The organism is Streptomyces sp. NBC_01012, from assembly GCF_045162755.1.
GTDB lineage: Bacteria > Actinomycetota > Actinomycetes > Streptomycetales > Streptomycetaceae > Streptomyces.
Map to the genome: position 1 here is coordinate 3,225,231 of NZ_CP108688.1, position 26,465 is coordinate 3,251,695.

General features: G+C 71.7%; 25 protein-coding genes and 1 pseudogene. 15 read left to right on the forward strand and 11 right to left on the reverse strand.

The window, feature by feature from the left end:
• Genes OG623_RS14370 through OG623_RS14380 form a run of 3 tightly spaced genes read right to left on the reverse strand, consistent with a single transcriptional unit; the run spans position 1 to position 4,129 of the window.
• On the reverse strand, positions 1-1,596 hold the full coding sequence (locus OG623_RS14370; protein ID WP_406146807.1) for an acyl-CoA carboxylase subunit beta: 1,596 nt from the start codon (positions 1,594-1,596) through the stop codon (positions 1-3).
• Positions 1,593-3,323, reverse strand: a complete 1,731-nt coding sequence (locus tag OG623_RS14375; protein ID WP_406146808.1) for an acyclic terpene utilization AtuA family protein — start codon at positions 3,321-3,323, stop codon at positions 1,593-1,595. The genes OG623_RS14370 and OG623_RS14375 overlap by 4 nt, the downstream gene beginning before the upstream one ends.
• The gene (locus tag OG623_RS14380) at positions 3,320-4,129 is read right to left on the reverse strand and encodes a TIGR03084 family metal-binding protein (protein ID WP_406146809.1); all 810 of its coding nucleotides are present in this window, start codon (positions 4,127-4,129) and stop codon (positions 3,320-3,322) included. Before OG623_RS14380 ends, OG623_RS14375 begins: the two co-directional genes overlap by 4 nt.
• A 142-nt stretch (positions 4,130-4,271) precedes the next feature.
• Between OG623_RS14380 and OG623_RS14385 the strand changes: the two genes are divergently transcribed.
• The gene (locus OG623_RS14385; protein WP_406146810.1) at positions 4,272-5,012 is read left to right on the forward strand and encodes a hypothetical protein; all 741 of its coding nucleotides are present in this window, start codon (positions 4,272-4,274) and stop codon (positions 5,010-5,012) included.
• A gap of 38 nt (positions 5,013-5,050) precedes the next feature.
• On the opposite strand, the gene OG623_RS14390 is transcribed toward OG623_RS14385, so the two are convergent.
• Positions 5,051-5,431 carry a signal peptidase I gene (locus OG623_RS14390; RefSeq protein WP_406146811.1) on the reverse strand — a complete coding sequence of 127 codons (381 nt, stop codon included), beginning with the start codon at positions 5,429-5,431 and terminating at the stop codon, positions 5,051-5,053.
• 72 nt (positions 5,432-5,503) lie between these two features.
• Between OG623_RS14390 and OG623_RS14395 the strand changes: the two genes are divergently transcribed.
• Positions 5,504-5,746: a ribbon-helix-helix domain-containing protein gene (locus tag OG623_RS14395; protein ID WP_406146812.1), complete on the forward strand. Its 243-nt coding sequence runs from the start codon at positions 5,504-5,506 to the stop codon at positions 5,744-5,746.
• Positions 5,743-6,177, forward strand: a complete 435-nt coding sequence (locus tag OG623_RS14400; protein ID WP_406146813.1) for a type II toxin-antitoxin system VapC family toxin — start codon at positions 5,743-5,745, stop codon at positions 6,175-6,177. The genes OG623_RS14395 and OG623_RS14400 overlap by 4 nt, the downstream gene beginning before the upstream one ends.
• 278 nt (positions 6,178-6,455) lie before the next feature.
• On the opposite strand, the pseudogene OG623_RS14405 reads toward OG623_RS14400, so the two are convergent.
• Positions 6,456-7,412, reverse strand: a pseudogene (locus tag OG623_RS14405) (EamA family transporter); the annotation flags it as partial.
• A 190-nt stretch (positions 7,413-7,602) separates the two neighbouring features.
• Here OG623_RS14405 and OG623_RS14410 point away from each other — a divergent pair.
• Positions 7,603-8,523: a LysR family transcriptional regulator gene (locus OG623_RS14410; protein WP_406151820.1), complete on the forward strand. Its 921-nt coding sequence runs from the start codon at positions 7,603-7,605 to the stop codon at positions 8,521-8,523.
• Between the two features lie 74 nt (positions 8,524-8,597).
• Complete coding sequence (locus tag OG623_RS14415) at positions 8,598-9,752, forward strand: serine hydrolase domain-containing protein (RefSeq protein WP_406146815.1); 1,155 nt, start codon at positions 8,598-8,600, stop codon at positions 9,750-9,752.
• Between the two features lie 157 nt (positions 9,753-9,909).
• Here OG623_RS14415 and OG623_RS14420 read toward each other — a convergent pair whose 3' ends face one another.
• Entirely contained in the window at positions 9,910-11,682 is a 1,773-nt protein-coding gene (locus tag OG623_RS14420) for an LCP family protein (RefSeq protein WP_406151821.1), read from the reverse strand.
• A gap of 461 nt (positions 11,683-12,143) precedes the next feature.
• On the opposite strand from OG623_RS14420, the gene OG623_RS14425 reads away from it, so the two are divergent.
• The 7 genes from OG623_RS14425 (at position 12,144) to serC (ending at position 18,787) form a co-directional block, all read left to right on the forward strand.
• The gene (locus OG623_RS14425; RefSeq protein WP_406146816.1) at positions 12,144-13,691 is read left to right on the forward strand and encodes a sensor histidine kinase; all 1,548 of its coding nucleotides are present in this window, start codon (positions 12,144-12,146) and stop codon (positions 13,689-13,691) included.
• Positions 13,688-14,122: a roadblock/LC7 domain-containing protein gene (locus tag OG623_RS14430; protein ID WP_406146817.1), complete on the forward strand. Its 435-nt coding sequence runs from the start codon at positions 13,688-13,690 to the stop codon at positions 14,120-14,122. The genes OG623_RS14425 and OG623_RS14430 overlap by 4 nt, the downstream gene beginning before the upstream one ends.
• Positions 14,119-14,490: a DUF742 domain-containing protein gene (locus tag OG623_RS14435; protein ID WP_406146818.1), complete on the forward strand. Its 372-nt coding sequence runs from the start codon at positions 14,119-14,121 to the stop codon at positions 14,488-14,490. Before OG623_RS14430 ends, OG623_RS14435 begins: the two co-directional genes overlap by 4 nt.
• Positions 14,471-15,130, forward strand: coding sequence for a GTP-binding protein (locus OG623_RS14440; protein ID WP_406146819.1), 660 nt, complete (start codon positions 14,471-14,473; stop codon positions 15,128-15,130). Before OG623_RS14435 ends, OG623_RS14440 begins: the two co-directional genes overlap by 20 nt.
• An 11-nt stretch (positions 15,131-15,141) precedes the next feature.
• On the forward strand, positions 15,142-16,362 hold the full coding sequence (locus OG623_RS14445; RefSeq protein WP_406146821.1) for a cytochrome P450: 1,221 nt from the start codon (positions 15,142-15,144) through the stop codon (positions 16,360-16,362).
• The gene (locus tag OG623_RS14450) at positions 16,359-17,573 is read left to right on the forward strand and encodes a cytochrome P450 (RefSeq protein ID WP_406146822.1); all 1,215 of its coding nucleotides are present in this window, start codon (positions 16,359-16,361) and stop codon (positions 17,571-17,573) included. Before OG623_RS14445 ends, OG623_RS14450 begins: the two co-directional genes overlap by 4 nt.
• A gap of 95 nt (positions 17,574-17,668) precedes the next feature.
• A complete protein-coding gene (serC, locus tag OG623_RS14455; RefSeq protein ID WP_406146823.1) occupies positions 17,669-18,787 on the forward strand; it encodes a phosphoserine transaminase in 1,119 nt (372 codons plus the stop codon).
• Positions 18,788-18,915: 128 nt separating this feature from the next.
• Here the strand turns inward: serC and OG623_RS14460 are convergent, their stop codons facing one another.
• Together OG623_RS14460 and OG623_RS14465 are read right to left on the reverse strand one after the other, a co-directional pair.
• Positions 18,916-20,661: a GAF domain-containing SpoIIE family protein phosphatase gene (locus tag OG623_RS14460; protein ID WP_406146824.1), complete on the reverse strand. Its 1,746-nt coding sequence runs from the start codon at positions 20,659-20,661 to the stop codon at positions 18,916-18,918.
• Between the two features lie 128 nt (positions 20,662-20,789).
• Positions 20,790-21,347, reverse strand: coding sequence for a GNAT family N-acetyltransferase (locus tag OG623_RS14465; RefSeq protein WP_406146826.1), 558 nt, complete (start codon positions 21,345-21,347; stop codon positions 20,790-20,792).
• 75 nt (positions 21,348-21,422) lie between these two features.
• Here OG623_RS14465 and OG623_RS14470 point away from each other — a divergent pair, with 75 nt between their 5' ends.
• Positions 21,423-21,824 (forward strand): PPOX class F420-dependent oxidoreductase, encoded by a 402-nt coding sequence (locus tag OG623_RS14470; RefSeq protein ID WP_406146828.1) that lies wholly within the window; start codon positions 21,423-21,425, stop codon positions 21,822-21,824.
• A 42-nt stretch (positions 21,825-21,866) separates the two neighbouring features.
• Here OG623_RS14470 and OG623_RS14475 read toward each other — a convergent pair whose 3' ends face one another.
• Positions 21,867-22,844, reverse strand: a complete 978-nt coding sequence (locus OG623_RS14475; RefSeq protein ID WP_406146830.1) for a WD40 repeat domain-containing protein — start codon at positions 22,842-22,844, stop codon at positions 21,867-21,869.
• Between OG623_RS14475 and OG623_RS14480 the strand changes: the two genes are divergently transcribed.
• Entirely contained in the window at positions 22,843-23,601 is a 759-nt protein-coding gene (locus OG623_RS14480) for a GDSL-type esterase/lipase family protein (RefSeq protein WP_406146831.1), read from the forward strand. The two genes, OG623_RS14475 and OG623_RS14480, sit on opposite strands and share 2 nt — an antisense overlap.
• Positions 23,602-23,695: 94 nt before the next feature.
• The gene (locus OG623_RS14485) at positions 23,696-24,661 is read left to right on the forward strand and encodes an endonuclease/exonuclease/phosphatase family protein (protein WP_406146832.1); all 966 of its coding nucleotides are present in this window, start codon (positions 23,696-23,698) and stop codon (positions 24,659-24,661) included.
• A 29-nt stretch (positions 24,662-24,690) separates the two neighbouring features.
• Here the strand turns inward: OG623_RS14485 and OG623_RS14490 are convergent, their stop codons facing one another.
• Both OG623_RS14490 and OG623_RS14495 read right to left on the reverse strand, forming a co-directional pair.
• Positions 24,691-25,332 carry a TetR/AcrR family transcriptional regulator gene (locus OG623_RS14490; RefSeq protein WP_406146833.1) on the reverse strand — a complete coding sequence of 214 codons (642 nt, stop codon included), beginning with the start codon at positions 25,330-25,332 and terminating at the stop codon, positions 24,691-24,693.
• A 269-nt stretch (positions 25,333-25,601) separates the two neighbouring features.
• The gene (locus OG623_RS14495; protein WP_406146834.1) at positions 25,602-26,465 is read right to left on the reverse strand and encodes a DUF4429 domain-containing protein; all 864 of its coding nucleotides are present in this window, start codon (positions 26,463-26,465) and stop codon (positions 25,602-25,604) included.

The following is a 26,465-nucleotide window of genomic DNA, read 5'->3' on the forward strand; positions in this document are numbered from 1 at the left end:
TCACATCCGGAAGACGCCGAAGCCGCGCGCGCCTTCGACCGGTGCCGTGTGGATCGCTGACAGGCACATCCCGAGGACGGTCCTGGTGTCACGGGGGTCGATGACCCCGTCGTCGTACAGCCGCCCGGAGAGGAACATCGGCAGCGACTCGGATTCGATCTGCTGCTCCACCATGGCGCGCAGCCCGGCGTCCGCCTCGTCGTCGTAGGGCAGGCCCTTCGCCGCGGACGATGCGCGGGCGACGATCGAGAGGACGCCGGCGAGCTGTTGGGGGCCCATGACGGCGGACTTGCTGCTCGGCCAGGCGAAGAGGAAGCGCGGGTCGTAGGCCCTGCCGCACATGCCGTAGTGCCCGGCGCCGTAGGAGGCTCCCATCAGCACGGACAGGTGCGGGACCGTGGAGTTGGACACCGCGTTGATCATCATCGCGCCGTGCTTGATGATGCCGCCCTGTTCGTACTCCTTGCCGACCATGTAGCCGGTGGTGTTGTGGAGGAAGACCAGCGGGATGTCGCGCTGGTCGGCGAGCTGGATGAACTGGGCGGCCTTCTGCGACTCCTCGCTGAACAGCACGCCCTGCGCGTTGGCGAGGATGCCGACGGGATAGCCGTGCAGCCGGGCCCAGCCGGTGACCAGGCTGGCCCCGTAGAGCGGCTTGAACGCGTCGAAGTCCGAGCCGTCGACGAGCCTGGCGATGACCTCGCAGGGGTCGAAGGGGATCTTGAGGTCACCGGGCACGATCCCGATCAGTTCGTCCTCGTCGTACTTCGGCGGTTCGGCGGGCCCCGGATCGGGGTGTGCCTTGCGCCAGTTGAGCCGGGCGACGATCCTGCGGGCCTGGCGCAGCGCGTCGTGCTCGTCGACGGCGTAGTGGTCGGCGAGGCCCGAGGTGCGGGCGTGCATCCCGGCGCCGCCGAGCGACTCGTCGTCGCTCTCCTCGCCGGTGGCCATCTTGACCAGGGGCGGGCCGCCGAGGAAGACCTTGGACCGCTCCTTGATCATCACGGTGTGGTCGGACATCCCCGGGACGTACGCCCCGCCCGCGGTGGAGTTCCCGAACACCACGGCCACGGTGGGGATCCGGGCGGCGGACAGCCGGGTGAGATCGCGGAACAGCGCCCCGCCCGGGATGAAGATCTCCTTCTGCGAGGGCAGGTCGGCGCCCCCGGACTCCACCAGGGAGATGCAGGGCAGCCGGTTGGCGAAGGCGATCTCGTTGGCGCGCAGGGCCTTCTTCAGGGTCCAGGGGTTGGAGGCGCCGCCGCGTACGGTCGGGTCGTTGGCGGTGATCAGGCATTCGACGCCCTCCACGACCCCGATCCCGGTGACGAGCGAGGCGCCGACGGCGTAGTCACTCCCCCAGGCGGCGAGCGGGGACAGTTCGAGGAACGGGGTGTCGGGGTCGACCAGCAGCTCGATCCGCTCACGGGCGAGCAGCTTGCCGCGCCTCCGGTGCCGGTCCACGTACTTCTCGCCGCCACCCGCCAGGGCCTTGGCGTGCTCGGTGTCCAGCTCGGCGAGCTTCGCGAGCATCGCCTCGCGGTGGGCGGTGTATTCGGGGCCCGTGGTGTCGAGTGCGGTGGGCAGGACGGTCATGCGTGCACCTCCGGTCGGTCCGGGTCCAGCAGCTGTACGGGCACGGGCAGATGCCGGGACCGCAACCACTCCCCCACCGCCTTGGCCTGCGGATCGAAGCGCGCCTGCGCGGCGACGCCCTCGCCGAGCAGGCCGTGGACGACGAAGTTGAGCGCCCGCAGCCGGGGCAGGACATGGCGTACGACGGTGAGCCCGCCGGTCTCCGGCAGCAGCTCCACGAACCGCTCGACGGTCAGCTCATGGACCAGCCACCGCCAGGCGTCGTCCGTGCGGACCCACACCCCGACGTTGGCGTCCGCGCCCTTGTCGCCGCTGCGGGCGCCGGCGACACGGCCGAGGGGGGCGGAACGGGTGGGCCCCGCGGGCAGCGGCGCGGGCAGATCGGGCTCCGGGACCTCGCCGAGCTCCCGGTACGGACCCGGGGCCGGCGGGACGGTCTCGCGGGACCCGTCGGGCAGCACCGCGATGTGCTCGACCTCCCCGGCCGGTACGTACGCCGCCTCGAACACCCCGTACGGTGCGCCCTTCCCCGGCGGGGCCGTCACATGGAAGCCCGGGTAGCTGCCGAGCGCCAGCTCGACGGCGGCCCCTGACACGGCCCGGCCGACGGCCTCCGCGTCCGGGTCGCGCACGACGAGCCGGAGCAGGGCGCTCGCGGTCTCCTCGGTGCGGGCGTCGGCCCGGTCGGTACGCGCGAGCTCCCACCGCACCTCGGCAGGCTCCGACCCGGCACGGTCGAGGGCGTCGGCGAACTGCTCCCGCACGAGCCGGGCCTTCGCCTCGATGTCGAGCCCCGTCAGCACGAAGACGACCTCGTTGCGCCACCCGCCGAGCCGGTTGAGCCCGACCTTCAGCGTGGGCGGCGGCGCCTCGCCCCGCACACCGCCGATCCGCACCCGGTCGGGTCCGTCCACCGCCAGGCCGACGGTGTCGAGCCGGGCGGTGACGTCGGGTCCCGCGTAGCGTGCGCCGCCGGTCTCGTACAGCAACTGGGCGGTGACGGTGCCGATGTCGACGACGCCGCCCGTGCCGTCGTGCTTGGTGATGACGCTGCTTCCGTCCTCGTGGATCTCGGCGAGCGGGAACCCGGGGCGGCGGACTTCGTGGTCGCCGAAGAAGGCGTAGTTGCCGCCGGTCGCCTGGGTCCCGCACTCCAGGACATGCCCGGCGACGACCGCCCCGGCGAGGGCGTCGTGGTCATCCGGGCCCCAGCCGAAGTGGGCGGCGGCCGGCCCGGTGACGAGGGCCGCGTCGGTGACCCGGCCGGTGACGACGACGTCGGCCCCGGCCCGCAGACAGGCGGCGATGCCTGCGCCGCCGAGGTAGGCGTTGGCGGTGAGGTATCCCTCGGGCACGGGGCGGCTGTCGCCCTCGACGTACGCGACGCGCACGGGGACGCCGGTCCGGTCCGCCAACTCCCTTACGGCACCGGCGAGTCCGGCCGGATTGAGCCCGCCGGCGTTGGTGACGATCTTCACGCCCCGCTCGTGGGCGAGCCCCAGGCTCTCCTCCAACTGCCGCAGGAAGGTGGACGCGTATCCGCGAGCGGGGTCCTTGAGACGGCTGCGGCCCAGGATCAGCATGGTGAGTTCGGCGAGGTAGTCCCCGGTGAGGACGTCCAGCGGGCCACCGGTGAGCATCTCGCGCACGGCATCGAAACGGTCACCGTAGAACCCGGACGCATTACCGATACGCAGCGGCGGGGACGGTGACGCCCGCCTGTTCACCGGCCCTCCTTCCGTGGCGGCCTGCCCGGTCCCGCCGGGCCGGCGAAGGCCTGCGCGATGTCGAGCCACTGCCCGGCGTCGGCGCCCACGGCCCGGACGGCGAGATCGTCCCGGTGGGCGCGCTGGGTGACGAGCAGGCAGAAGTCGAGCAGCGGCCCGGTGACCCGCTGGGCGGCGTCCTCGGGCCCGTACACGGTCAGCCCGCCGTCCTCGGCCCGGAGTTCGACCCGGAACCGCTCGGCGGGCGGACTCATCCCCCGTACGGCATAGGCGTAGTCCCGGGCCCGTACGCCGATCCTGGCGACGTGCCGCAGCCTGGCGGTCGGCTTCCTGCTCACCCCCAGCGCGTCGGCGACGTCCTGGCCATGGGCCCAGGTCTCCATGAGCCGTGCGGTCGCCATCGACGCGACGCTCATGGGCGGCCCGTACCACGGCAGTTTCGCCCCGGCGGGCGCCGCCCGGAGCGCCTCCTGGAGCCGGGCCCGGCCGGTCCGCCACTCCACGAGCAGCGCCTCGGGCGTCAGGGCGGCGACGGCCGCGTCGGCCGCATCGCCGACGAAGGTCTCGGGGGCGGCGAGCGCCCTCTCGACCTCGACGGCGAAGGCCTCGGGCTCGGTGACGGCGGTCAGGGCCACCTCGTCGGTCCAGTTGAGGTGGGCGATCTGGTGGGCGACGGTCCAGCCCTCGGCGGGGGTCGGCAGGGCCCACTCCTGGGCACTCAACCCGGCCACCATCAGGTCGAGTTCGTCGCTCTCCTCACGCATGTCGTCGAGCACGGCGGCGGTCACGGCCGATGCGTCGGGCACGGTGCGCTCCCCTCGGGGCGTGGCGGTGTGCCCCGGAGCATGCCAGCGCCCCAGAAAACAAGCAAGCATGCTTGCATGATTTTCTCGGCCACTTCGACGGCGGCGGAGGGTTCGCCGGCGCGGCGCGGCCTACAGTTCCGGCATGACGCCACCCGCCGCTTCCCAGCTCCGCCATCGCGGACGTCGGCGGTGGCTCGCCACGGCTGTCGCTCTCGCCCTGGTCGCCGGAGGCGTGTGGTTCATGTCCGGCACCGGGCCCGAACCGGGCGACCACGCACCCATGGCCCTATGCGCCGTCGGCGACAGGGTCCTGCGCGCAGACGTGGACGCGGACGGACATCTGGACGAGGTCCTCGACCAGCAGCGCGACGGCACCGGCTCCGTGGTCTTCCGGAGAGGCGATCACCGCGCCCCTGTCGGCGTCGGCGACGCGCGCGGGTGGTGGCAGAAGCTCCGAGGCGCACTGAAGGAAGACATGGAGACGCGGGGGACGTTCGGCGACTTCGACGGCGACGGGTACCTCGATCTGGCGCTCTTCTACAGCCAGGACGACAAGGGCGACAGCCCGCGGTTCGGCATGGTGGCGCATGAGGTGCGCTACGGGCCTCTCGCCCGTGATCTGAGCAGCGCCCGGACCGGCACCATCCGCATGCCGTCCGCGACGTTCGTACGAGAGCTGCGGGCCGGCGACACCGATCACGACGGGCGCGCCGAGCTCCAGATCCTTCAGTCGACCGGGGACGGCCAGGCTTCCCACCACATCGGCCGGCAGGACGGCGACGGGATCTCCGTGAAGGCGGAGGAGACCGACCAGAGGCAAGGGGACTGGCCCCCGCCGCTCGACCTCGGCTGGCTCGACTTCGACGGCTGCCCGGACCGTTAGCTCCGGCCGTGCGAGGCAGCCGGGGAAGCGGCGGCCGCTCACCTTTCTCCGGATTCTCCGGCCCGGTAGCCAGGGACGGAGGGCCAGCGCACCGTCAGCACCACGGACTCCTCCTCCGCGCACCAGGAGTGGTCAACACCCTGCCCCCACACCACGTAGTCCCCTTGGCGCTCCAGCAGCACATCCCGCTCGGGAAACCGCATCCGGAACCGACCGCTGATGAGCACGAGCAGCGCGGTGCGCTCCTCACCCCGTACCCACTGCGCCCGCTCCTCGCCGGGAGGATGAACGCCCCACTTGATCTCCAGGGCCTCGCTGTGGCGCGGGTCGGACGGATGCTTGAAGTGACCGAGCAGCCACCCACGGTCCAACGCCGCATCAGCCCCCGCACGCCCCACGTACACGCCGCCGCCGTTCATGGCCCGGAAGGTAGCAGCCCGACCCAGTGGTACCACCCTGCCCTACGTAGGGCAGGGTGGTACGCTGCAGGCATGATAAAGACGACCGTGTACCTCCCGGAGGACCTGGAAGTACGGCTGGACGCCGAGTCGTCGGCCACCGGCACCAGCAAGGCCGAGCTCATCAGGCGAGGCATCGCCATGGTCCTCGACGAGGCGGAACGACCCAAGCGCAGCCAGAAGCTCCCGGTCTTCGACAGCGGACGCCCGCTCACCCCCGAGGCGATGGACGACGCGGTGTACGAGCACATCAAGGAACGAGCAGCGCGCCGTTGATCATCGTCGCCGACACATCCGCTCTCTACGCAGCTTTCGACACCGCACAACCGGAGCATTCCGGCGCCGCGAAGATCCTCGAGAACGAGACACTGACGATCTCCCCACTGGTCGTCACGGAACTGGACCACCTCGTCCACCGGGACCTCGGTTTCCCCGCCGCCATGCACGTGATGGAAGCACTCAACTCGCGCATGGCGGACGGTCAGTACAGGCTCGCGGACCTGAAGCCGGCTGACCTGGGCGCCGCGCACGACGTGCGCCGTACGTACTCGGGGCTACGGCTGGACCTCGCGGACGCGGTGGGTGTCGTCCTTGCCGACCGGTATCGGACCGACCGCATCTTCACCCTCGACCAGCGGGACTTCCGGGCCATCACACCGCTGACGCCCGGCCTGACCGCGTTCCGGATTCTGCCCGTCGACGGCTGAGCCGCCCCCGCAGCTCCGCCCTACTCCGTGCGGTCACCCTCGGCCTGGGAGGGTTCGGTGCGGGGTACGTCGGGGTGGGCCTCGGGGGTCCGGCCGCGCACGGACGGTTCGTCGCGGTCGCCCTCGGCCTGCGAGGGGGTGTGGGCGTACAGCCCGGCGTACTCGTCGGTCCCGTCGGTTTCCTTCGCGGATCCCATGCGCGGGCCTCCTTCCTCCGCTCCCTTCCATCGTGCCTCCCGCGCCCGCTCCCGGCGCGACGACGCGGTGCGCAACGTCCGGCGGGACGTCCGGCGCGACGTCTGGCTGCGCACCGCGCCCATGCTCGCCCCGATGACCAGGGCGATGGCCAGCGCGTCGGTCGTGGAGAGGGCCTGGTCGAGGAGGAGGAAGCCCGCCATGGCCGCGATGGCCGGTTCGAGGCTCATCAGGATCGCGAAGGTGGGAGCGGGCAGCCTGCGCAGGGCCATGAGTTCGAGGGTGTACGGGAGGACCGAGCTCAGCAGCGCCACGGCCGCACCGAGCGCCAGGGTGGTGGGCACCAGGAGCTTCGAGCCCGCCTCCACGATGCCGAAGGGCAGCGAGAGGGCGGTGGCCACCACCATGGCCAGGGCCAGCCCGTCCGCCTGCGGGAAGCGGCGGCCCGTGCGGGCGCTGAAGACGATGTACGTCGCCCACATGGCGCCCGCACACAGGGCGTACGCCGCCCCGACCGGATCCAGCCGGTCGAAGCCTCCGCCGCTGAGCAGGAGGACGCCGCCCAGTGCCAGCGCCGCCCAGAGCAGGTTGACCAGGCGGCGGGAGGCGATGACGGACAGGGCGAGCGGGCCCAGCACCTCCAGGGTCACGGCGACGCCGAGGGGAATGCGGTCGACGGACTGGTAGAAGAGCATGTTCATGCTGCCCATCGCGATGCCGAACGCGAGCACCGTGCCCCAGTCGGCGCGCGAGTGCCCCCGCAGCTTCGGCCGGCAGACGGCCAGCAGGACGACCGCCGCCACGGCGAGACGCAGGGTCACAACGCCCAGCGCCCCCGCCTTCGGCATCAGCAGGACGGCGACCCCCGCGCCGAACTGCACGGAGAGCCCGCCCGCCACGACCAGCGCGACCGGGCCGAGCGCGGCTCTCCGGGCCCCGGGCCGCTCCGGTCGGCCGTGGCCCGGCTCGTCGAGCGCGGACACCGCCTCGGGTACGGCAACGGCAGCGGCCGGCTCTGCGGCAGCGCGCGGGTCGTTCACCGGAAACCTTTCATCGGTCGTTCGCTATCGAGTCCATTAAAATGCACCAGCGGGTCTACGTTACGGCACTGCCCGGCGAGGGTCACGCCCCGTACCGTTCGGCCGTTCACGACCTCACCGTAGGGATTCGCGCGCCTCCCGTGAAATGCCGATTGCGCTCCCGTTATGCTCCGCAGACATGAGCGCTGGCATGAGCACAGGACAGGGCGCGGGCAACGGCGGACGGGGCATCGAGGTCCGGCATCTGCGGGCTTTCCTCGCCATCGCCGACGCGGGCAGCGTCACGCGCGCCGCCGACCGGCTCCGGGTCACCCAGCCCGTCGTCTCGCGTACGCTCGCCGCCCTGGAGAAGCACCTGGGCGTCCGGCTCGTCGACCGGTCCACCCACCATCTCGCCCTCACCCCCGAAGGCGTCGCCTTCCGTGACAGGGCGGCCGCCGCCGTCGGGGCCTTCGACGCGGCCATCGACCCCGGCCGGCTGCACCACTGGCCGCTGCGGATCGGGCACGCCTGGTCCGCGCTCGGCCCGTACACCACGCCGCTGCTGCGGACCTGGCAGCAGCGGCATCCCGACACCCCGCTCGAACTGCTGCGCATCGACGACCGTACGGCCGGCCTCACCCGCGGCGAGGTGGACGCGGCGCTGCTGCGCGGGCCCGTGGACACCCCGGGGCTCATCACGGAGGTGCTGTTCACCGAGGCGCGGGTGGCGGTCGTGGCCGCCGACGGCCCGCTCGCCGCCCGCGCCTCGCTGTCGCTGACCGAGCTGACCGGCGACGCGGTCGTCCTGAACACGGTCTCGGGCACCACCACGCTCGCCCTGTGGCCCCCGGACGCCCGGCCTGCCGCCACCGTGACCGTCGTGAACACCGACGACTGGTTCACCGCCATCGCGGCCGGGCGGGGCGTCGGGGTCTCGGGGACGTCCACCGCCCAGATGCACCCGTACGCCGGTGTCGCCTACGTGCCGCTGACCGACGCCCCACCCCTGCCCGTCCTGCTGGTCCGCCGGGACGGGCCCGGGCACCCCGCGCTCCCCCGACTGGCGGCGCTCGCCCGGGAGGTCGTCGCCCGCGAACATCCGCGGCATCCCGGAAATTTCCTGGCGTAGCCGGGAATGGACCTGCGCTGCACGGGAGTTGGGACCCGTATATCGAACGGGCCGATCGTTTCCGGGGGCGCTACATGACCAACACCGTCGACACCACCACCGCCACCGCCATCACCGTGCACGGCACGGTCGCTGCGGGCTTCGAGGGCGTACGGGAGGAGTTCGCCGCCGTGCTGGCCGCGGACCACACGGAGCCTGGCAGTCAGCTGGCGGTGTATCACCGTGACCGCCTCGTCGTGGACCTGTGGGCCGGGGACGGCATCACCGGGGACTCGCTGCCCTCCGTGTACTCCTCCACCAAGGGCGCCGCCCACCTCGTCGTCGCCCTGCTCATCCAGGACGGCGTCATCGATCCCGACCGTACGGTCGCGTCCTACTGGCCGGAGTTCGCCGCCGAGGGCAAGGGCGAACTGACCGTGCGCGAGCTGATCTCGCACCGGGCCGGACTGATCTGGGCGGACGGCGGGTTCACCGTCGAGGAGCTGGCCGACGACCGTGTCATCGCGGCGCGGCTGGCGGGACAGCGGCCCTACTGGACGCCCGGCACGGAGAACGGCTACCACGCGCTGGTGATCGGCGCCCTCACCGGCGAGGTGGTCCGCCGGACCACCCGGCGGTCGATCCAGGAGATCTTCGAGGAGCGGGTGCGCGCACCCTACGGGCTGGACTTCCATCTCGGTCTGCCCGAGGAGCTCGAACATCGGCATGTGCCCGTCCGGCCCGCCGTGGCCACGCCCGAGCAGGCGGCGGAGGCCGCGGCGAACCCGATCGACCTGGACGGCCTGATGGCGCTCGCGTTCGGCTATGCCTCGGACCCGCCGCTCGACCTGGTCGACCTCGGCAACAGCCCCGCGGTACGCGCACTCGGCCCGGCCTCGGTCGGCGGGGTCGGCTCGGCACGTGGACTGGCGGGGATGTACGCCGCGGCGGTCTCCGGGCTGGCCGGGAGGCCGGCGCTGCTCACGCCGGAGACGGTGGCCGATGTGGGGCGTGTGCGGTGGAGGGGGACCGATGTGGTGACCGCGGCGATCGACCCGTTCGCCTTCGGCTTCGAGTCGCTTCGGCAGCTCTACCCGGCCCTGGGCGACGGTGCCTTCGGGCACTCGGGGGCGGCGGGGTCGCAGGCGTACGCCGATCCCGTCAGCGGCGTCGCCTACGGCTACACCGGCGCCGGTTCGCCCTCCCGGGGGGAGCGGCGCCGGAGAACGAGCGGCTGTCCGCGGCGGTGAGCGCGGCCGTGTCGAAGCTCTGACCCTCTTCCGCGCGGGCCAGCCGTGCCGGGTGGCGGCTTACGGACACGACTCGCCGGGATCCACGCGAGGATTCCGTCCTCAAACGCCGGACGGGCCGGGTGCGCCGGGCCGAGGTGCGCCGGGCCCTCCTCGGTTACTCCGCGCAGACCGCCTTGTCCGCCTCCACCCGCTGGACGCCGTCCGGCGTCTTGTCGGGGGCCGAGAGCGGGCTGCCCGCCTCCGTGAAGTCCGGGCCCAGGGTCAGCGCCATCGGGTCCATCTCGCCCGCGTCCTCCTTCGTCGGCTTCAGGGCCGAGGCCGTCAGGCCCATCATGTCCGCCAGCCGGCGGGCCTGGTCCGCCTGGTTGGGGGCGTAGACGAGCTGCGTCTTCTTGACGTTCTCCTCGGCGTTCGCCTGGTTCGTGGACTTGAGCACGCCCTCTTCGTTCTGCAGCCAGTCCAGGGCGGCCTGCGCGGAGCCGGCGGGGGCTCCGCCGTTGTAGACGTCGACCCGTACGTCCGCCGCCGCGGCCTTCTCGCCCTTCAGCTTGGCGTCGTTCTTGGCCTTCGCCGCGGCCTTCTCCTGCTTCGCGACCGCGGTGAAGGAGACGTCCTCACGCATCATCGAGAAGACCTTCTTGGCCTTGGCCTCGTCCAGCACGACGGTCGCCGCGTCATCCGGGTTGTCCAGCACCGGGACGGTGGCGAAAGTGATGTTCTTGGGGTCGACCGAGGCCAGCTCCATGCCCAGCTTGCGGAGCTGGTTTATGTCGGAGATCTTGTCGTCGACGGTGAGCGCCTTGGTGGCGGCCTCCGCGAGCGTCCACATCTTGGTGGGGCTGGTGAGGGTGTCGTTGGACTTCAGCTTGCGCATCAGCGAGCCGAGGAACTGCTGCTGGATCTCGATGCGGCTGAGGTCGCTGCCGAAGCCGACGGAGTGCCGGGTCCGCAGGAAGGACAGAGCCTCTTCACCCTCGATGGTGTGCTTCCCCTTGGGGAGCTTGAGGTGGGAGTCCTTGTCGTCGATGTCCTTGGCGAGGCAGACCTCCACACCGCCGACGGCCGTCGTCAGGGACTTGACCGCGTTGAAGTCGGCCACCATGAAGTGGTCGACCTCCAGGCCGGTGAGCTCGGTGACGGTCCGCATGGTGCAGCTCGGGGTGCGTTCGGACTGTCCGAGGCTGGTGTTGAAGCGGTCGCCCGTGGTCCCGGGGATGTCCTTCTTGTCCCCGTTCTCCAGGGTCGTCGGGCAGTCCGGGATATCCGTTATCAGGTCACGCGGGATGCTGAGCGCGGTCGCGTTCGTACGGTCCTTGGAGACATGGAAGAGGATGTTGGTGTCGGCGTGACCGACGCTGCCCGCGTCCCCGTAACCCTCGTTGCCCTCGCCGGTCCGCTTGTCGGTGCCGATCACCAGGACGTTGATCGCCCGGTCCTTGCTGAAGCCGCCGGTGCCGGCCCCGTCGGTGGACAGGGCCGTGATGTTCCCGTTGAAGTGCTGGTACACGAGATAGCCCGCGGTGCCTGTACCCACCAGCAGGAAGGCCAGCACGCCGCCGGTCCACACCAGGGCCTTCTTCTTGCGCGACTTCTTGGGCTTGGCCTTGCGGCGTCCGGTGGTGGGCGCCGCCGCCCGGCTCCCCGGCTTCCGCGCGTCGTCCCGGTCCCCCCGGTCGCCGCGCCCGCCGCCCGAGCCCCGGCGCCCGCTGCGCTGGCCGGGCACGGAGGCCCGGTCGCCGGACGGTGCCGCCTCCGGCGTCGTCGTACGGCGCGCCCCGGGCGTTCTCGCCTCGGGAGCTCCGGCCGACGCGGACGATCGCCCTGGGGAAGGGGTCAGTCGCAGTTCGTAATCACCGGTGTCCGGGTTGAGTACCCACTGGTCTGCGGGGTCGATTCCCTCGTCCCGCCCACGGCCTTGCGCGTCCACGGTTGCTGCGTCCTCCGTCGGGGCCACGCGGCGCCTCCCCCTTCAAGGCGCGCGGTGTGTCTTACGGCAGTGCCGACCTGGGAGGTCGGACGCACCGGAGCGCTCACACTAGCTGGCCACCGGCTCACGAGCGACGATCGTGACAAATCAAGCCTCACACAGGGGACATATCGCCACATTCATCACGACTCACCCTCCTGTCCCGTCACTCACACCCGGGAACACCGACAACAGGACACGAATCGAGTCGGTTCACGCCAGATTTCATACAGAAGTAGCCACAAGGAATCCCCAAACAAGTCGCCAATTCTCCTATAGTTGCCGTGACTTGATCGGGAACAATCAGCTCCAGTTGTGGTTCTTTCACCATCACCACACCGATATATCCCGGATGTCCTTACGCATCTGCCCGTCCGTCGCACCTGCCCCTCCCGCCGCACCGTCCGCCCCGAGGACTTCGATTGCGCCCTTCACTCCGGCCGACCGCATACGCCCTGCTGATCTCGGCAGCCATCACCTGCGCTCTGTGCCTGTGGGCGGTCGCCGCCGCTCCTGACTCGGTACGGACCCCGCTCGCCTGGGGCGCGGGCGCCACCGCCGTGCTGCTGTGCGCCGCGGTGGCCGTCACGGTCCACACACTCGCCACCGCACGCCAGCTGCGCGCTCTGAAGGCAGCCGAGGCGCAGCGCTTCACCGCCGAGACCTCCCGCCTCGTCTCGAACTCGGCCGCCGAGGCCCAGCGCTTCACCGCCGAGACCGCCCGGCTCAAGGCGGCCGCCGCCGCCGAGACGGCCCGGCTCACCGCCGAGGCCGACGCCCGGATCAGCCGGCTCACCACCGACGCCGCCGAGCAGCACGAACGGCTCACCACCGAGACCGCGCGGCTCACCGCCCGCGCCCGGCGCAGTGAGACCGAGCGCTCCGCCGCGGTCGCCGCCTGCGCCAACGCCGCCGGCAGGATGCAGGCCCTGGCCACGAGCATGCTGGCCGACCTGCGTGAGATGGAGCACCGGCACACCGCGGAGGACGTGCTCGGTGATCTGCTGCACCTGGACCACCGCACCGCCCAGGCAGGCAGGCTCGCCGACTCCATCGCCGTGCTGACCGGGGCGCGCTCCGGACGCCGCTGGGCCAAGCCCATCGTGATGGAGTCCATCCTGCGCGGCGCCATGGGCCGTATCGGCGGCTACCAGCGCATCCGCCTCCACTCGACCAGCGATGTGGCCATCGCGGGCCACGCCGCCGAAGGCGTCATGCACGCCCTGGCCGAACTCCTCGACAACGCGGCCAACTTCTCGCCGCCCACCGCCGAGGTGCATGTGTACGTCGAGGAGGTCCCCGCGGGCATCGTCGTCACCGTCGAGGACAGCGGCCTGGTGATGAGCGATGTGCAGCTGCGCCGCGCCGAGCGGGCCGTGTCCGCGTCAGACCAGGACCTCACGGGTCTCTCCGGCACCCGGCTCGGCCTCACCGTCGTCGGCCGGCTGGCCAGGAAGCACGGGCTGACCGTCTCCTTCCGGCCGTCGGCGCGCGGCGGCACGGGCGCGCTGATGATGCTGCCGCAGGAGCTCATCTCCCGGACGTCCGCACCGGCCGCGGCCCCGGAGCGGCCCGCACGGCGCCCCGAGCCCGAGCCGGCCCACACCACGCCCGACGCGGAGAACCCCGACACGGAGAACCGCGACGCGGAGAACCCTGACACGGAGAACCACGCCCCGGCCGCCGCGGTCTCCCCCGGGTCCGCGTCCCGTACGGACGGCGGTGCCGCGGAGTCCGTGTCCGAATCCACCGGTGCCGTCCCCCAGTTCGGCGAGAGCGGACTGCCCAAGCGCCGCCGTGGCCGCACCCTGGCCGCCGCGGAAGCCCGTACCGCCGGCAACGGCGCCCCCGGCGAAGCCGATTCCCCCAGGCCTCGTACCACCGACCCGAAGGTGCAGGCTGCCCGCTTCAGCACCTTCAGCCAGGCCGTACGAGCCAATTCCCCGCACCCGGAAGGCAACACCCGATGAGCGCGACCACCGACGAGAAGCTGAACTGGCTGCTGGAGGGGCTGCTGGACCGCACCCCCGGCGCCCGGCACGCTCTCGTCCTGTCCCGGGACGGCCTGAAGCTGTGCCGCACCCCCGAACTCTCCGTCGACCAGGCCGACCAGCTGGCCGCGATCTCCGCCGGCATCCAGAGCCTGTCGCACGGCGCGTCCGTCGAGTTCGGTGACGGCACCGGCGGCGTACGGTCCGCGATGACCGAGTTCTACGGCGGCGTGCTCTTCATCGTCGAGGCGGGCGCGGGCGCCCACCTGGCCGTCGTGGCGGCCGAGGACTCCGACGTCGGCCTCGTCGGCCACAACATGAGCGAACTCGTCGAGCAGCTCGGCGAACACCTCGTCGCCCCGCCACGCGGCGGGACGGGCACCCCGGCGACGGAATCCGCCGACGTATGACTCCGGTCCCGCGCCCCCGACCCGGACGCGACGACGACCCGGACCGGCTGTACACCCTGACGGGTGGCCGCAGCCGGTCGGACTCGGCCGCGTTCGACCTGGTGACGCTCGTCGTCGCCGAGTGCGAACCGACCCCCGGGATGCAGTCGGAGCACGTCGCGATCCTGCGGATGTGCCAACGACCCACCGCGGTCGTCGAGATCTCGGCCACCCTGAACCTGCCCATCAGCATCGTCCGCATCATGCTGTGCGACCTGCTGGACACCGGCCGGATCAGCGCCCGCCACCCCCGTACTGCACGTGTCGAGGACCGGCTCCCCGACACCGACACCCTGGAACAGGTGCTCGTTGGACTCCGCAACCTCTGACCGTGCCGCCCTGCAGGCGACGGCCGACAACGGACTGAAGATCGTCGTTGTCGGCGGCTTCGGGGTCGGCAAGACCACCATGGTCCGATCCGTGAGCGAGATCCGTCCGCTCAACACGGAGGAGACCATGACCACCGCGGGCGAAGCCGTCGACGACCTCGACGGGGTGCACTCCAAGACGTCCACCACGGTCGCCTTCGACTTCGGCCGCATCACGCTCGACGCGCGTTCGGTCCTCTACCTCTTCGGCGCGCCGGGCCAGGAGCGCTTCTGGTTCCTCTGGGACCGCCTCTTCTCCGGCACCCTCGGAGCCGTCGTGCTCGTCGACACCCGGCGGCTCGCCGACTCCTGGTACGCGATCGACCGGCTGGAGCACCACGGCACGCCGTTCATCGTCGCGTGCAACGACTTCGGCGGCCCGCTCCACACCGCTGAGCAGATCCGCGAGGCCCTCGACCTCTCTCCCGACGTGCCGCTCGTCGAGTGCGACGCCCGGGACCGCTCCTCCAGCAAATACGTCCTGATCACGCTGGTCGAGCACGTCCACGCACTCGCCGTCGCCCGCGCGAAGGGCGCCGCGGCTCCCGCCCTCAGCGGCGGCCAGGGCGCGGCGGCCATGACCCCGGAGCACACCCCGTGACCAAGTGCCCCATGTCCGAGACCTTCACCCCGCTGTCCGGGCCCAGGTTCCAGACGGACCCCGCGCAGCTGTACCGGGACATGCGCCGCGACCAGGGCTCCGTGGCCCCCGTGCTGCTCGACGGTGACATACCCGCGTGGCTGATCCTCGGCTACCGGGAGCTGCACCAGGTCACCAACGACCCGGTGCTCTTCAGCCGGGACTCGGACCTGTGGAACCAGTGGGAGCACATCCCGGACGGCTGGCCGCTGCTGCCGATGATCGGCCACAAGCAGCCGTCGATCCTCTACACGGTCGGCGAACGGCACACCGTGCGCGCCGCGATGATCAGCAACGCGCTCGAAGGCGTCGACCCGTTCGTGCTCAAGCGGTACGCCGAGGAGTTCGCCGACGACCTCATCGACGGCTTCTGCTCCACCGGCCGCACCGACATCATCGCGGACTACGCGATGCTGCTGCCCGCGCGTGTCCTGGCGAGGATCTACGGGTTCGGCGACGAGGTCATCGGCCCTCTCGTCGACGCGATCAACAACCTGGTCGACGGCGGTGAGCGGGCCCTCGCCGGCCAGCAGCTGCTCGGCGGGGCCACGTTCCGGCTCCTGGCCGACACGCACGACCGGCCCGGCGACGACGTCGCGACCCGGATGCTCCAGGACCCGGGCGGCTTCACCGACGAGGAGATCGCCCAGGACCTCATGGTGATGATCGTCGCAGGCCACCAGCCGACCGCCGACTGGATGGGCAACTCGCTACGGCTGATGCTCACCGACGACCGCTTCGCAGCGTCGCTCTCCGGCGGCCGGCACAGCGTCGCCGAAGCCATGAACGAGGTGCTCTGGGAGGACACCCCCACCCAGAACGTCGCGGGCCGCTGGGCGTCCCGTGACACCCACCTCGGCGGACGCCACATCCGCGCCGGGGACCTCCTGCTCCTCGGGATCGCCGCCGCCAACGGCGACCCGCAGGTACGCACCGACGGCTCCGCGCTGACCGGCGGCAACAGCGCGTTCCTCTCCTTCGGTCACGGCGAGCACCGCTGCCCGTTCCCCGCCCAGGAGACCGCGGAGGTCATCGCGCGTACGGGGATCGAGGTGCTCCTGGACCGGCTCCCTGACGTGGACCTCGCCGTCACCGAGGACCAGCTGACCCGGCGCCCCTCCCCGTGGCTGCGCGGGCTGACGGAACTGCCGGTGCACTTCACGCCCACCCCCGCACTTGGAGGCCAGAAATGACCCGGATCGCCCTCGATCCCCTCGTCGCCGACCTCGACACCGAGAGCGCGGCACTGCGCGCCGCAGGTCCGCTGGCCGAGGTGGAACTCCCCGGCGGGGTGCACTGCTACGCGGTGACGCACCACGCCGAGGCGCGCCAGCTGCTCACCGACAGCCGGGTGGTCAAGGACATCGACGTGTGGAACGCCTGGCAGCGCGGTGAGATCCCGCTGGACTGGCCGCTGATCGGCCTGGCCAACCCCGGCCGCTCCATGCTGACCGTCGACGGCTCCGAGCACCGCAGGCTGCGCAGCCTGGTCGCGCAGGCGCTGACGGTGAAGCGGGTCGAGCGGCTGCGCGCCGGCATCGAGGCGCTGACGAACGCCTCACTCGACCGGCTCGCGGCGCTGCCCAAGGGCGAGACGGTCGATCTGAAGGCCGAGTTCGCCTACCCGCTGCCGATGAACGTCATCAGCGAACTGATGGGTGTCGACGCGGCGGACCACCCCCGGCTCAAGGAGCTGTTCGAGAAGTTCTTCTCGACGCAGACCCCGCCGGACGAGGTCCCGCAGGTGATGGCGGACCTGGGCATCCTGTTCACGAAGATCGTCGACGCCAAGCGGGGAGACCCGGGCGACGACCTGACCAGCGCCCTGATCGCGGCCTCCGAGGACGGTGACCACCTCACCGACGAGGAGATCGTCAACACGCTGTCGCTGATCATCGCGGCCGGTCACGAGACCACGATCAGCCTGGTCGTCAATGTCGTCGAGGCGCTCCAGACCCACCCCGAGCAGCGCAGGCGCGTGCTGAGCGGCGAGGTGCCCTGGGAGAACGTGATCGAGGAGACGCTGCGCTGGAACACCCCGACCTCGCACGTCCTGATCCGCTTCGCGACCGAGGACATCGAGGTCGGCGACAAGGTCCTGCCGAAGGGCGAGGCGCTCATCGTGTCCTTCGGCGCGCTGGGCCGTGACGAGAAGCAGTACGGCGAGACCGCGGGCGAGTTCGACATCACCCGCTCCCCCAACCGCAACCGCCACATCGCCTTCGGCCACGGCCCGCACGTCTGCCCGGGCGCCGCGCTGTCCCGGCTGGAGGCAGGGGTCGCGCTGCCCGCGCTGTACGAGCGCTTCCCCGACCTGGACCTCGCGGTACCGGCCTCCGACCTGCGGAACAAGCCGATCGTGACGCAGAACGACCTGTACGAGCTCCCGGTCGATCTGGGCTGACCGCCCGCCGGTCCCGTCGCCCACGGCCCGAGGCGCTCGTCTCATCCGACGGACATGGTCCTCGACCGCCCCCGGGAGGGACTACGCTCCGGGTCGTGGCTGACATCCAGATTCCCGCAGACCTCAAGCCCGCCGACGGACGTTTCGGCGCCGGGCCCTCCAAGGTGCGGACGGAGGCGGTCGACGCGCTCGCCGCGACCGGCACCTCCCTTCTCGGTACGTCCCACCGCCAGGCTCCTGTGAAGAACCTGGTCGGCGAGGTACGTGACGGCGTACGCAGCCTCTTCTCCCTCCCCGAGGGGTACGAGGTCATCCTGGGCAACGGCGGGTCCACCGCCTTCTGGGACGTCGCGACGCACGGTCTGATCGAGTCGAAGTCCCAGCACCTGAACTTCGGCGAGTTCTCCTCCAAGTTCGCGAAGGCCGCCAAACTCGCCCCGTGGCTGGCCGACCCGACCGTCATCGCCTCCGACCCGGGCACCCACCCGGACCCGAAGGCCGAGGCGGGCGTCGACGTCTACGCCTTCACCCACAACGAGACCTCCACCGGTGTCGCGGCCCCCGTGAAGCGCGTCGCGGGCGCCGACGACGGCTCCCTCGTCCTGGTGGACGCCACCTCGGGCGCGGGCGGCCTGCCGGTGGACATCACCGAGACCGACGTCTACTACTTCGCCCCGCAGAAGTCCTTCGCCTCCGACGGCGGCCTGTGGATCGGCGTGTTCTCCCCGGCGGCCCTCGACCGCGCCGCGCGCGTCCACGCCTCCGGCCGGCACGTCCCGGAGTTCTTCTCGCTGCCCACGGCGATCGACAACTCCCTGAAGAACCAGACGTACAACACCCCGGCGCTGGCCACCCTCTTCCTGCTGAACGAGCAGCTGAAGTGGATGAACACCCAGGGCGGCCTGGACTTCACGACCGGCCGCACGGCCGCGTCGTCGCAGCACCTGTACGGCTGGGCCGAGGACTCCAAGTACGCCACCCCGTTCGTCACCGACCCGGCGAAGCGCTCGCAGGTCATCGGCACGATCGACTTCGAGGACGGCATCGACGCCGCGGCCGTCGCCAAGGTGCTCCGCGCCAACGGCATCGTCGACACGGAGCCGTACCGCAAGCTGGGCCGCAACCAGCTGCGCGTGGCGATGTTCCCCGCGATCGACCCGGCGGACGTACAGGCGCTCACGGCCTGCATCGACCACGTGATCGACAAGCTGTGACCCAGTGGCACCCGGAACGGCCCCGCACACCTCGGTGTGCGGGGCCGTTCCTGCTTCACTCAGCCGCCGTCCCTGCTTCGCTCAGCCGGCTGACGGCCTGAGGTCACGAAGGGAACCGGGCCGCCGCCCTACGTCTCCTGCCGCGTCCCCGCTCCCGTGACACGGACGACCAGTACCGCCACATCGTCCCGTTGCGGGGCGTCCGCCAGCCCGTGCGAGAGCGCCTCGAGGAGCTGACGCAGCGGCTGGTCGCCGTGTGCCGACAGGGTGGCCGCCGCCTGGGCGATGGTCGTGTCGATGTCGGTGTCACGGCGTTCGACCAGCCCGTCGGTGTACAGCAGGAGGACGCTGCCCAGGGGGAGTTCACACGCGTGGTCATGGCGTGGGAGGCCGCTCGGGGCACCGAGCAGGATCAGGTCGTGCGGGTCCAGGAGCGAGACACGGCCGTCGGGGGTCCGCAGCAGCGGCGCCGGGTGGCCCGCGTTGGACCAGGTCAGATGCCAGCGGCCGGCGTCCGCGTCGAGGCGGGCGTGCACGGCGGTGGCGCCGGGGCCGAGCGGCAGCGCCTCGAAGGCCCTGTCGACCGCGTCCAGCGCGGCGGCGGGCGAGTGCGCCGAGTGGCCGAGGGTGGCCTGGCGGAGCATGCTGCGGACCTGGCCCATCACGGCCGCGGCCTGCACGTCGTGTCCGATGATGTCGCCGATGGACAGCATCAGGGCGCGCCGCGGGGTGTCCGGGAGCGGGGGCAGCTGATAGGCGTCGTACCAGTCGCCGCCCACCATGTCCTGGTCGGTCGCCGGCAGATACAGGGCGGCCATGTCCAGGCCGGGCACGGTCGGCAGTTCGGTCAGCATCGCCGCCTGGAGCTGCGCGGCGGTGCTGAGCCGGGTCTCGACGAACAGGGTGCGGTCCACCGCCTGGCTGACGTATCCGGCCACCGCGGTGAGGGACGCCTCCTCCGTCAACGACAGGGTGTGGGGGTTCGGCCAGCACCACACCAGCACGCCACGGCGGGGCAGCGGCACACAGAGCACGGAGCGGAGCCCCAGCTCGTCGTACGCGGCCACGGCCTCCGGGCTGAAGCCGGCCACGAGTGCCTCGCGGTCGGGAACGAAGACGGTGCGCTGCTCGCGCACGGCCTGGACGCTGGGGAAGCCCGCGTCCAGGCCGAGACGGCCGATGGCGCTCTCCACCGGCTTCACGTCGTCCGGGTCGATGACGCGCCACAGCCCCTCGCGGTCCGCGAGCAGCAGGACCACGAAGGCCGGCTCGGAGGGGGTGGCGAACATGCGGCGCAGCCGGCGGGTGAGGTCCGTCAGGTCGTGGGAGTGGCCCAGCTCGACGGCGGCACGCAGCAGCACCTCCGCGTGGTCGCGGTCCTGCCGGATCCGCTCGGTGGCGATCCGCAGCTGCATCTCCACCGAGCAGGCGGTGGTGAGGTCCTCAAGGTCCTGCAACTCCTCCGCGCTCCACTCCCGGGGCTCGTGGTCGATGGCGCAGAGCGACCCCAGGACGTGCCCGTCGGCGTCGGTCAGTGGCATTCCGGCGTACGCGATCACCTGGAGATCGGGGATGGCGAGACTCGCGCAGGTGCGCGGATGCTCCCGGGTGTCCCGGAGGATCAACGGACGGCCGTCGATCACGACGTGCTGGCAGAACGAGTGGCTCAGCGGGGTCGCACGCTGTCCTGCCCAGGGTTCGGCGAGTCCGACCATGCCGGGGAAGACCTGCCGGTCGGACTCCAGCAGCGAGACCAGCGAGACCGGGACACGGAGCAGCCGGGTGACCAGCCGCGCGAAGCGGTCCATGCCGGGATCGGCCGATGCCGAGAGCCCCGCGAGCCGCAGGGCTTCCAGCCTCTCCAGTTCGCTCACCCCAGGGCCTCCCCGTCGGTCGCGTCGGCAGGAGCTCACAGCGTCCACATCACCGTGTAGAACGACGGTATAAGACAATCCATGCCATGTCGTGATCAGTCATGGCACCCGGGGCCCGCCGTTCACCCTCACCCGACGCCCCTGGGCGCGTCCCTGGCAGCGTCCAGCCGCCACCGCACCTCGCCGTCCTCCCACTCCCCCGTCGGCAGCAGCCCTGCGGCCGTTGCCACGGCGGCGGAAGCCGCGTGCCCCGGGTGGATGTGGGCGACAACCGTACGGACGGGGCCCCGGCCCTGCCCCTGGACCCCACCCTGGTCCAGCAGGTGCCGGACCAGGCCGGCCGCCGCCTCCTTGGCGTACCCCCGGCCCTGCCAGCGGACCCCGACCACCCAGGCGACCTCCGCACGCGCCCCGCGCACGGTCGCCTGGACGTAACCGGCCAGGCAGCCGTCGGTACGCACCCTGAGCACCCAGTTCCACCAGAGCTCGGCAGGGTCGGGCGAACCGGCGCTCTGCCGCTCGTAGCGGGCCCGGAGGGCGCCGGCGTCCTCCGGGGCGCCTCCCGTACGGACGTACAGGGCGGGGTCGAAGAGCACCACGGCCATCTCGTCCGCGTGCGAGACGTCGAGCGGCAGCGCGTCGAGGCGGGAGGTGGAGAAGGGCTGGGGAGCCTGGTGGGCCGGCATGGGCCGACTGTATGCCGGGCGGGGAGGGTGCGGCCCTGAAGCACACTTTGCCCCATTTTCCTGCACCATGGATATATGGACACGATCCGTGAGCTGGAGCCCTTCGTGAAGCAGTACACCGTCCTGCTCAGCAGCCGCAGGCCGGACGGATCGGCTGCCCACACCCCCGTCAGCATCGCCGTCGAGGGCGACCACGCCTACATCCGTACGTTCTCCTCGGCCTGGAAGGTCGACCGGATGCGTAACCACCCGGTGGTGGAGATCGCCCCGTGCACCGTGCGGGGCGCACCGACAGGACCGCCCGTGAAGGCATGGGCACGACTCCTGCCGGCGGACTCGAAGGAGAACACCCACGCGGCCCGGACGCTCTCCCGGAAGTACCCGGCGCTCCACGGGGTGGCCGTCCCCCTCACCCACCGGCTGAAGCGTGACCGCACGCTCCACTACGAGCTGCGGCCGATCACCGACGAGGACTGAGCGGACCGGGACCCGCGGCAGCCGGTCACCACGGCGCGCGCCCTACTTCCGGCGGCGCCTGGCCAGGGCGAGCGCCAGCACGACGACCCCGACCGCCACGGCGGCACCCGTCGCGGTGCCCGTACCGCCCGTCCCCGAACCGCCGTCGCCCCCGGACGACGTCCCGCCGCCCCCGCCGGCCGGGGAGGCCGACCTGCCCTCCACGTCCACGCGCGCCACCTCGCTGTTCTTCCCCTCGGAGCCGAACATCATCGCCGAGCCGTCCGCCGTGTACGTCACCGACTCGGACTGGCCCTGGAGCGGCGCGCTCACCGCGTGGTCGGCGCCGAGCCTGCCCTTCGCGAAGACGTAGGCGCGGGCGCTGAAGTACGAGCGCAGCACCAGCTCCTTGCCGTCGGGCGAGAACGCCCCGTCCGTCACCCACGGCACCTCCCCCACCCGCCGGAAGACGTTGTTCCCGCCGGTGGCCAGCTTCTCCGGGCCCTCGTAGAGCCCGCCGCCGCCCTCCCTCTTCGACGCGATGTACACCCGCCCGGTCTTCGGGTGGACCATCAGCGCCTCGGCGTTGCGCGCCCCGTCCGCGTAGGTCACATCGAACTGCGTGGCCCGCACCGTCGCGTCGGCGAGCTCCTTCGGCTCGGGGAAGCGGTAGATCCAGACGTGGTCCCAGGTGCCGTCGAGGTTGTCGCCGATGTCACCGACGTACAGGTTCCCGTCCGGCCCGAGCGAGATGGCCTCCACGTCACGGGGCTCGCCCACGCCCTTCATCGTGATCGTCGCCACGGTCTTCCCGGTCCTGGAGTCCACGGCGTAGACGTACGGCCCGTCGTCGCTGTCGTTGTGCGTCCAGTAGATCCCCGGGTGGATACGGCTGGCGGCGAGACCGCTGGACTCGGTGATCCGGGGGTCCTCGATGGTGAAGCTCTGGTCCGCCCCGTCCCCGTCGTCCGCGACAGCGGGCACCGGCCCCGTCAGGAACAGGAGGGCGGCGGCAGCGGCGACGGTCAGCAGCGATCTCATGGCACAAGTGTCCACTGTCACGTCGCAGGCCGGAGCAGTGATCCGCCATGATGTCGCCATGCGTTTTCTCTTCGTCGGCGACTCCATGACCATCGGGCGTTCCGGCGACTTCACCTGGCGCTACCGCATGTGGCAGCACCTCGAAGCGACCCTCGGCACCGATGCGTACGCGATCACGGGCCCGCGTACCGAGTTGTACGACGCGGACGCGAACGCCCCGCTCTCCCACGCGTACGGCGACACCGCCTTCCCCGAGCCCGCGCGCCGGCACCTGGCCGGCTGGGGCGAGGGGTGGCTCCACATGGCCCCGGTCATCGCGGACACGGTCACGGCGACCCGCGCCGACATCCTGCTGGTGTCGCTCGGGCTGATAGACCTCGGCTTCTACACCGACAGTGCGCAGACGGCCGCGAACGCACGGGAGTTCATCACCGCGGCCCGCACCGCGAACCCCCGTGTCCGGCAGGTGCTGCTCCCGGTCATACCGAACGTCAGGGCGGAGTCCGACGCCCCCTTCGCCGCCGAGTGCGACCGCTTCAACACGCTGCTCGCGAAGGCCGTCGCCGACCTGGACACACCCTCGTCCCCGGTGCTGCTCGCCGCGCACCCCGCGGGTTACGACATCCACACGGACACCTACGACGGCACCCACCCGGGCCCGGCCGGCGAGCACAAACTGGCCGGGGCGTTCGCCGACACGATGCACCGGGCCTGGGGCGTGGGCGGCCCGTACGCGGGAGCCCTGGCGGCTGTCTGAGCCGGCTCCGCGCCCCGGAACCGGATCAAGGGCACAGGCGTCCTCCTCACGTGCGGGGCCTTACGGGGAGGCCCCTGGACCGGAGCGTGAACGAGTGTCGACGAAGCGGGCCGCGAAGGCGCGTAACTGGAGCTGGAAGCGGGGCCGCGTGACCGCCCTGCTCTGCCTGTCGGCAGCCGTCCTGCTCGTCTTCCCTGGCCTCGTCCCCAACACCCCGGGCCATGTGGGCAGTCTGCTGGAGACCTTCCTGCCCTGGCTCGGCCTGGCCGTCCCCGTCCTGCTGGTCCCGGCACTCCTGCGCCGCTCGCTCCTGGCGTCGGCCGCGCTGCTGCTGCCCGTGGCCGCCTGGTCCGCCCTCTTCGGGAGTCTGCTGTTCACCTGGGGCCAGGCTCCCGACAGCACCTTCACCGTGGTCCAGCACAACATCAGCGACGAGAACCCCGATCCTGCCGCCGCCGCACGGTCGTTGGCCGCTGCGGACGCCGACCTCATCGCCCTGGAGGAAGTGACGGCCCCGGCCCTGCCGGCCTTCGAGAAGGCGCTGGCCGGTGACTACCCCCACCACGCGACGAAGGGCACGGTCGGCCTCTGGTCGAAGTACCCGCTCACCGGCGTACGGCTGGTGGACATCAGGCCCGAGAGCGTCGGTGCGGGCTGGGACCGCGGGCTGCGGGCGACGGCCCGTACACCCCGGGGCGAGATCGCCGTGTACGTCGCCCACCTGCCCTCCGTACGGATCGGCCCGACGAGCGGCCTCACCTCGGGCCTGCGGGACGAGAGCGCCGCCCTCCTGGGCAGGGCCATCGCCGCCGAACCGCTGGACCGGGTGATCCTGTTCGGTGACCTCAACAGCACGGTGGACGACCGCGGTCTGGAACCGGTCAGCTCGCAGCTGAACCCGCCGGGCCCCGGCTTCGCGTTCAGCTGGCCGGCGAAGCTCCCGGTGGCCCGGATCGACCAGGTCCTCACCCGCTCGGCGGAGGTCACCCGCGTCCGCACGCTGCCCGCGACCGGCAGCGACCACCTGCCCATAGCGGCGGACATCAAGCTGCCCGGCTGACACCCTGACGCACCGCCGGGGGTCCGCGCTCAGTCCGTGGTCTCGATCCCCAGCATCGCGAGCCCCAGCTTGGTCAGCTCCTCCGACACCTCGTCGGGCCGGGCACGGCGCGGGCGCCGGGCGTGGTGCGCCATGAGCTCGTGGACCGTACCCACCATCACCATCACCACGACCCGGTGGTCACGCTCCGGCACCTCGCCGCGCACCGCCGCACGTTCGGCCTCACCGGTCAGGAAGTCCGTCCACAGATCACGCCACCGTTTGCAGTGCGCGTCCACCGCCGGGCTCACACCCAGCACCTCGACGAACGTCACCCGCGCCTCCCGAAGGTCCCGGGTCACCGCCGACACGTACGCGTCGAAGAGCCGCCGGAAGCGCTGCCCGATCGGACAGTCGTCCATCCCCTCGGAGAGCAGGGCCACTTCGGACGCCCGCAGACCGGCGGTCGTGATCTGGTTGTGCAGGGCCATCAACAGGCCCTCCCGGGAGCCGAACTCCTCCCGGAGCGCCTCCTCCGGCACACCGGCCATCGCACACAGGGCGTAGTCCGACGTCTGCGCGTAGCCGTACACCCCGAAGAGCTCAAGGGCAGCGTCGAGGAGCTGCCCACGGGCCCGCGTACGCGCACCGTCGACCGCACCGGTCACTTGGTCCACCGGGACATCCACCACGGGTCCTCCTTGGTCTGCCGCCCCTCCGGTGCCCACGGCCGCGGTCGAGCGGATCGCGAGCGCCGTAGAGAGCTCGGGCGCCTCTGGATGGCGCGTGCGCCATTGTCACGGCACATCCCGTCCGACACGCCCCACGCCGCGCCGTCGCACGCACAGTCCGCCAGGACCGGTGAGCGCTCGCACAGTTGTGCCGCGCGCGCCGGGTACATCCGTCGCCTGGAGGGAAGTCACGGACAGCGCCGGCCCGCGCCCGGCGGTCTCCCGCCGTCTCAGAGACGCTTCAGCACGGCCTGTTTGGCGGTGGTGAACTCCTCGTCGGTGAGGATGCCCGACGCGTGCAGCTCGCCGAGTTCGCGGAGCCGGCGCAGCAGGACGTCGTGGTCGTCGGCGGGCGGGGCCTGGGGCGCTTCGAGTGCGGCAGGGGGCGCGTCGGGCTCGGCGGTCGCCGGCATGCGTACGAGTACGGCGGCGGCGACCAGGACCGCCGTGTACTCCCGCTTCGACAGCCCCCACAGATCCAGGGAGTACAGGTCGAACTTCGCGGGAGAGGCCGAGACCGCACCTCCCCTGTCGAAGCGCAGCGAGCCGTTCTCGAGACCGATCGCGGGCACCCAGCGCACCCCGGTCACCTCCGCCAGCGGAAGGGTGACGGGGCCGGTCTCGGTCTTCGACTCCTCGGCCTTCCAGTTCCAGGTCAGGCGGACCGTCTCCCCGTCGAAGGACGCCGTGCCGTCACCGCCGCCGCCCGAAACCGGCACCGAAGGGCCGGGCAGCAGGAAGCGTTCCACCGGGCCTTCGGGCACCTGCTCGATCAGCAGGGCGTTGCGTATCTCGTCGACGAGGTACTCCGCCACGCCCGTACGGTCCTTCTCCACCACCAGCTGATACGGGTCGGCGGCATCCTTGAGCCGGCCGTCCGCGGCCCGCAGCACGGGGCAGGCCCCGGTGCGCAGCCGCAGGCGCAGACGGCCTCCCTTGCGGTCCGGCTCGAACGAGACGCCCGCCACCGCCCGCAGCGGGACGGCGAGTTCGCCGAGGTCCTGCCGCACCGGGTGCACCTTGCTGCCGGGGACGATGCGCACCGTGTCTCCGTCGAAGTTCCACGTTCCGTCGCGCGAGATGATGTCCGCCAT

Bases quoted from the DNA above. Each gene is read 5' to 3' on its own strand.
- OG623_RS14370 (WP_406146807.1), bottom strand. From the start codon at position 1,596: ATGACCGTCCTGCCCACCGCACTCGACACCACGGGCCCCGAATACACC.
- OG623_RS14385 (WP_406146810.1), top strand. From the start codon at position 4,272: ATGACGCCACCCGCCGCTTCCCAGCTCCGCCATCGCGGACGTCGGCGG.
- OG623_RS14390 (WP_406146811.1), bottom strand. From the start codon at position 5,431: ATGAACGGCGGCGGCGTGTACGTGGGGCGTGCGGGGGCTGATGCGGCG.
- OG623_RS14395 (WP_406146812.1), top strand. From the start codon at position 5,504: ATGATAAAGACGACCGTGTACCTCCCGGAGGACCTGGAAGTACGGCTG.
- OG623_RS14410 (WP_406151820.1), top strand. From the start codon at position 7,603: ATGAGCACAGGACAGGGCGCGGGCAACGGCGGACGGGGCATCGAGGTC.
- OG623_RS14415 (WP_406146815.1), top strand. From the start codon at position 8,598: ATGACCAACACCGTCGACACCACCACCGCCACCGCCATCACCGTGCAC.
- OG623_RS14430 (WP_406146817.1), top strand. From the start codon at position 13,688: ATGAGCGCGACCACCGACGAGAAGCTGAACTGGCTGCTGGAGGGGCTG.
- OG623_RS14435 (WP_406146818.1), top strand. From the start codon at position 14,119: ATGACTCCGGTCCCGCGCCCCCGACCCGGACGCGACGACGACCCGGAC.
- OG623_RS14445 (WP_406146821.1), top strand. From the start codon at position 15,142: ATGTCCGAGACCTTCACCCCGCTGTCCGGGCCCAGGTTCCAGACGGAC.
- OG623_RS14450 (WP_406146822.1), top strand. From the start codon at position 16,359: ATGACCCGGATCGCCCTCGATCCCCTCGTCGCCGACCTCGACACCGAG.
- OG623_RS14465 (WP_406146826.1), bottom strand. From the start codon at position 21,347: ATGCCGGCCCACCAGGCTCCCCAGCCCTTCTCCACCTCCCGCCTCGAC.
- OG623_RS14470 (WP_406146828.1), top strand. From the start codon at position 21,423: ATGGACACGATCCGTGAGCTGGAGCCCTTCGTGAAGCAGTACACCGTC.
- OG623_RS14480 (WP_406146831.1), top strand. From the start codon at position 22,843: ATGGCACAAGTGTCCACTGTCACGTCGCAGGCCGGAGCAGTGATCCGC.
- OG623_RS14475 (WP_406146830.1), bottom strand. From the start codon at position 22,844: ATGAGATCGCTGCTGACCGTCGCCGCTGCCGCCGCCCTCCTGTTCCTG.
- OG623_RS14495 (WP_406146834.1), bottom strand. From the start codon at position 26,465: ATGGCGGACATCATCTCGCGCGACGGAACGTGGAACTTCGACGGAGAC.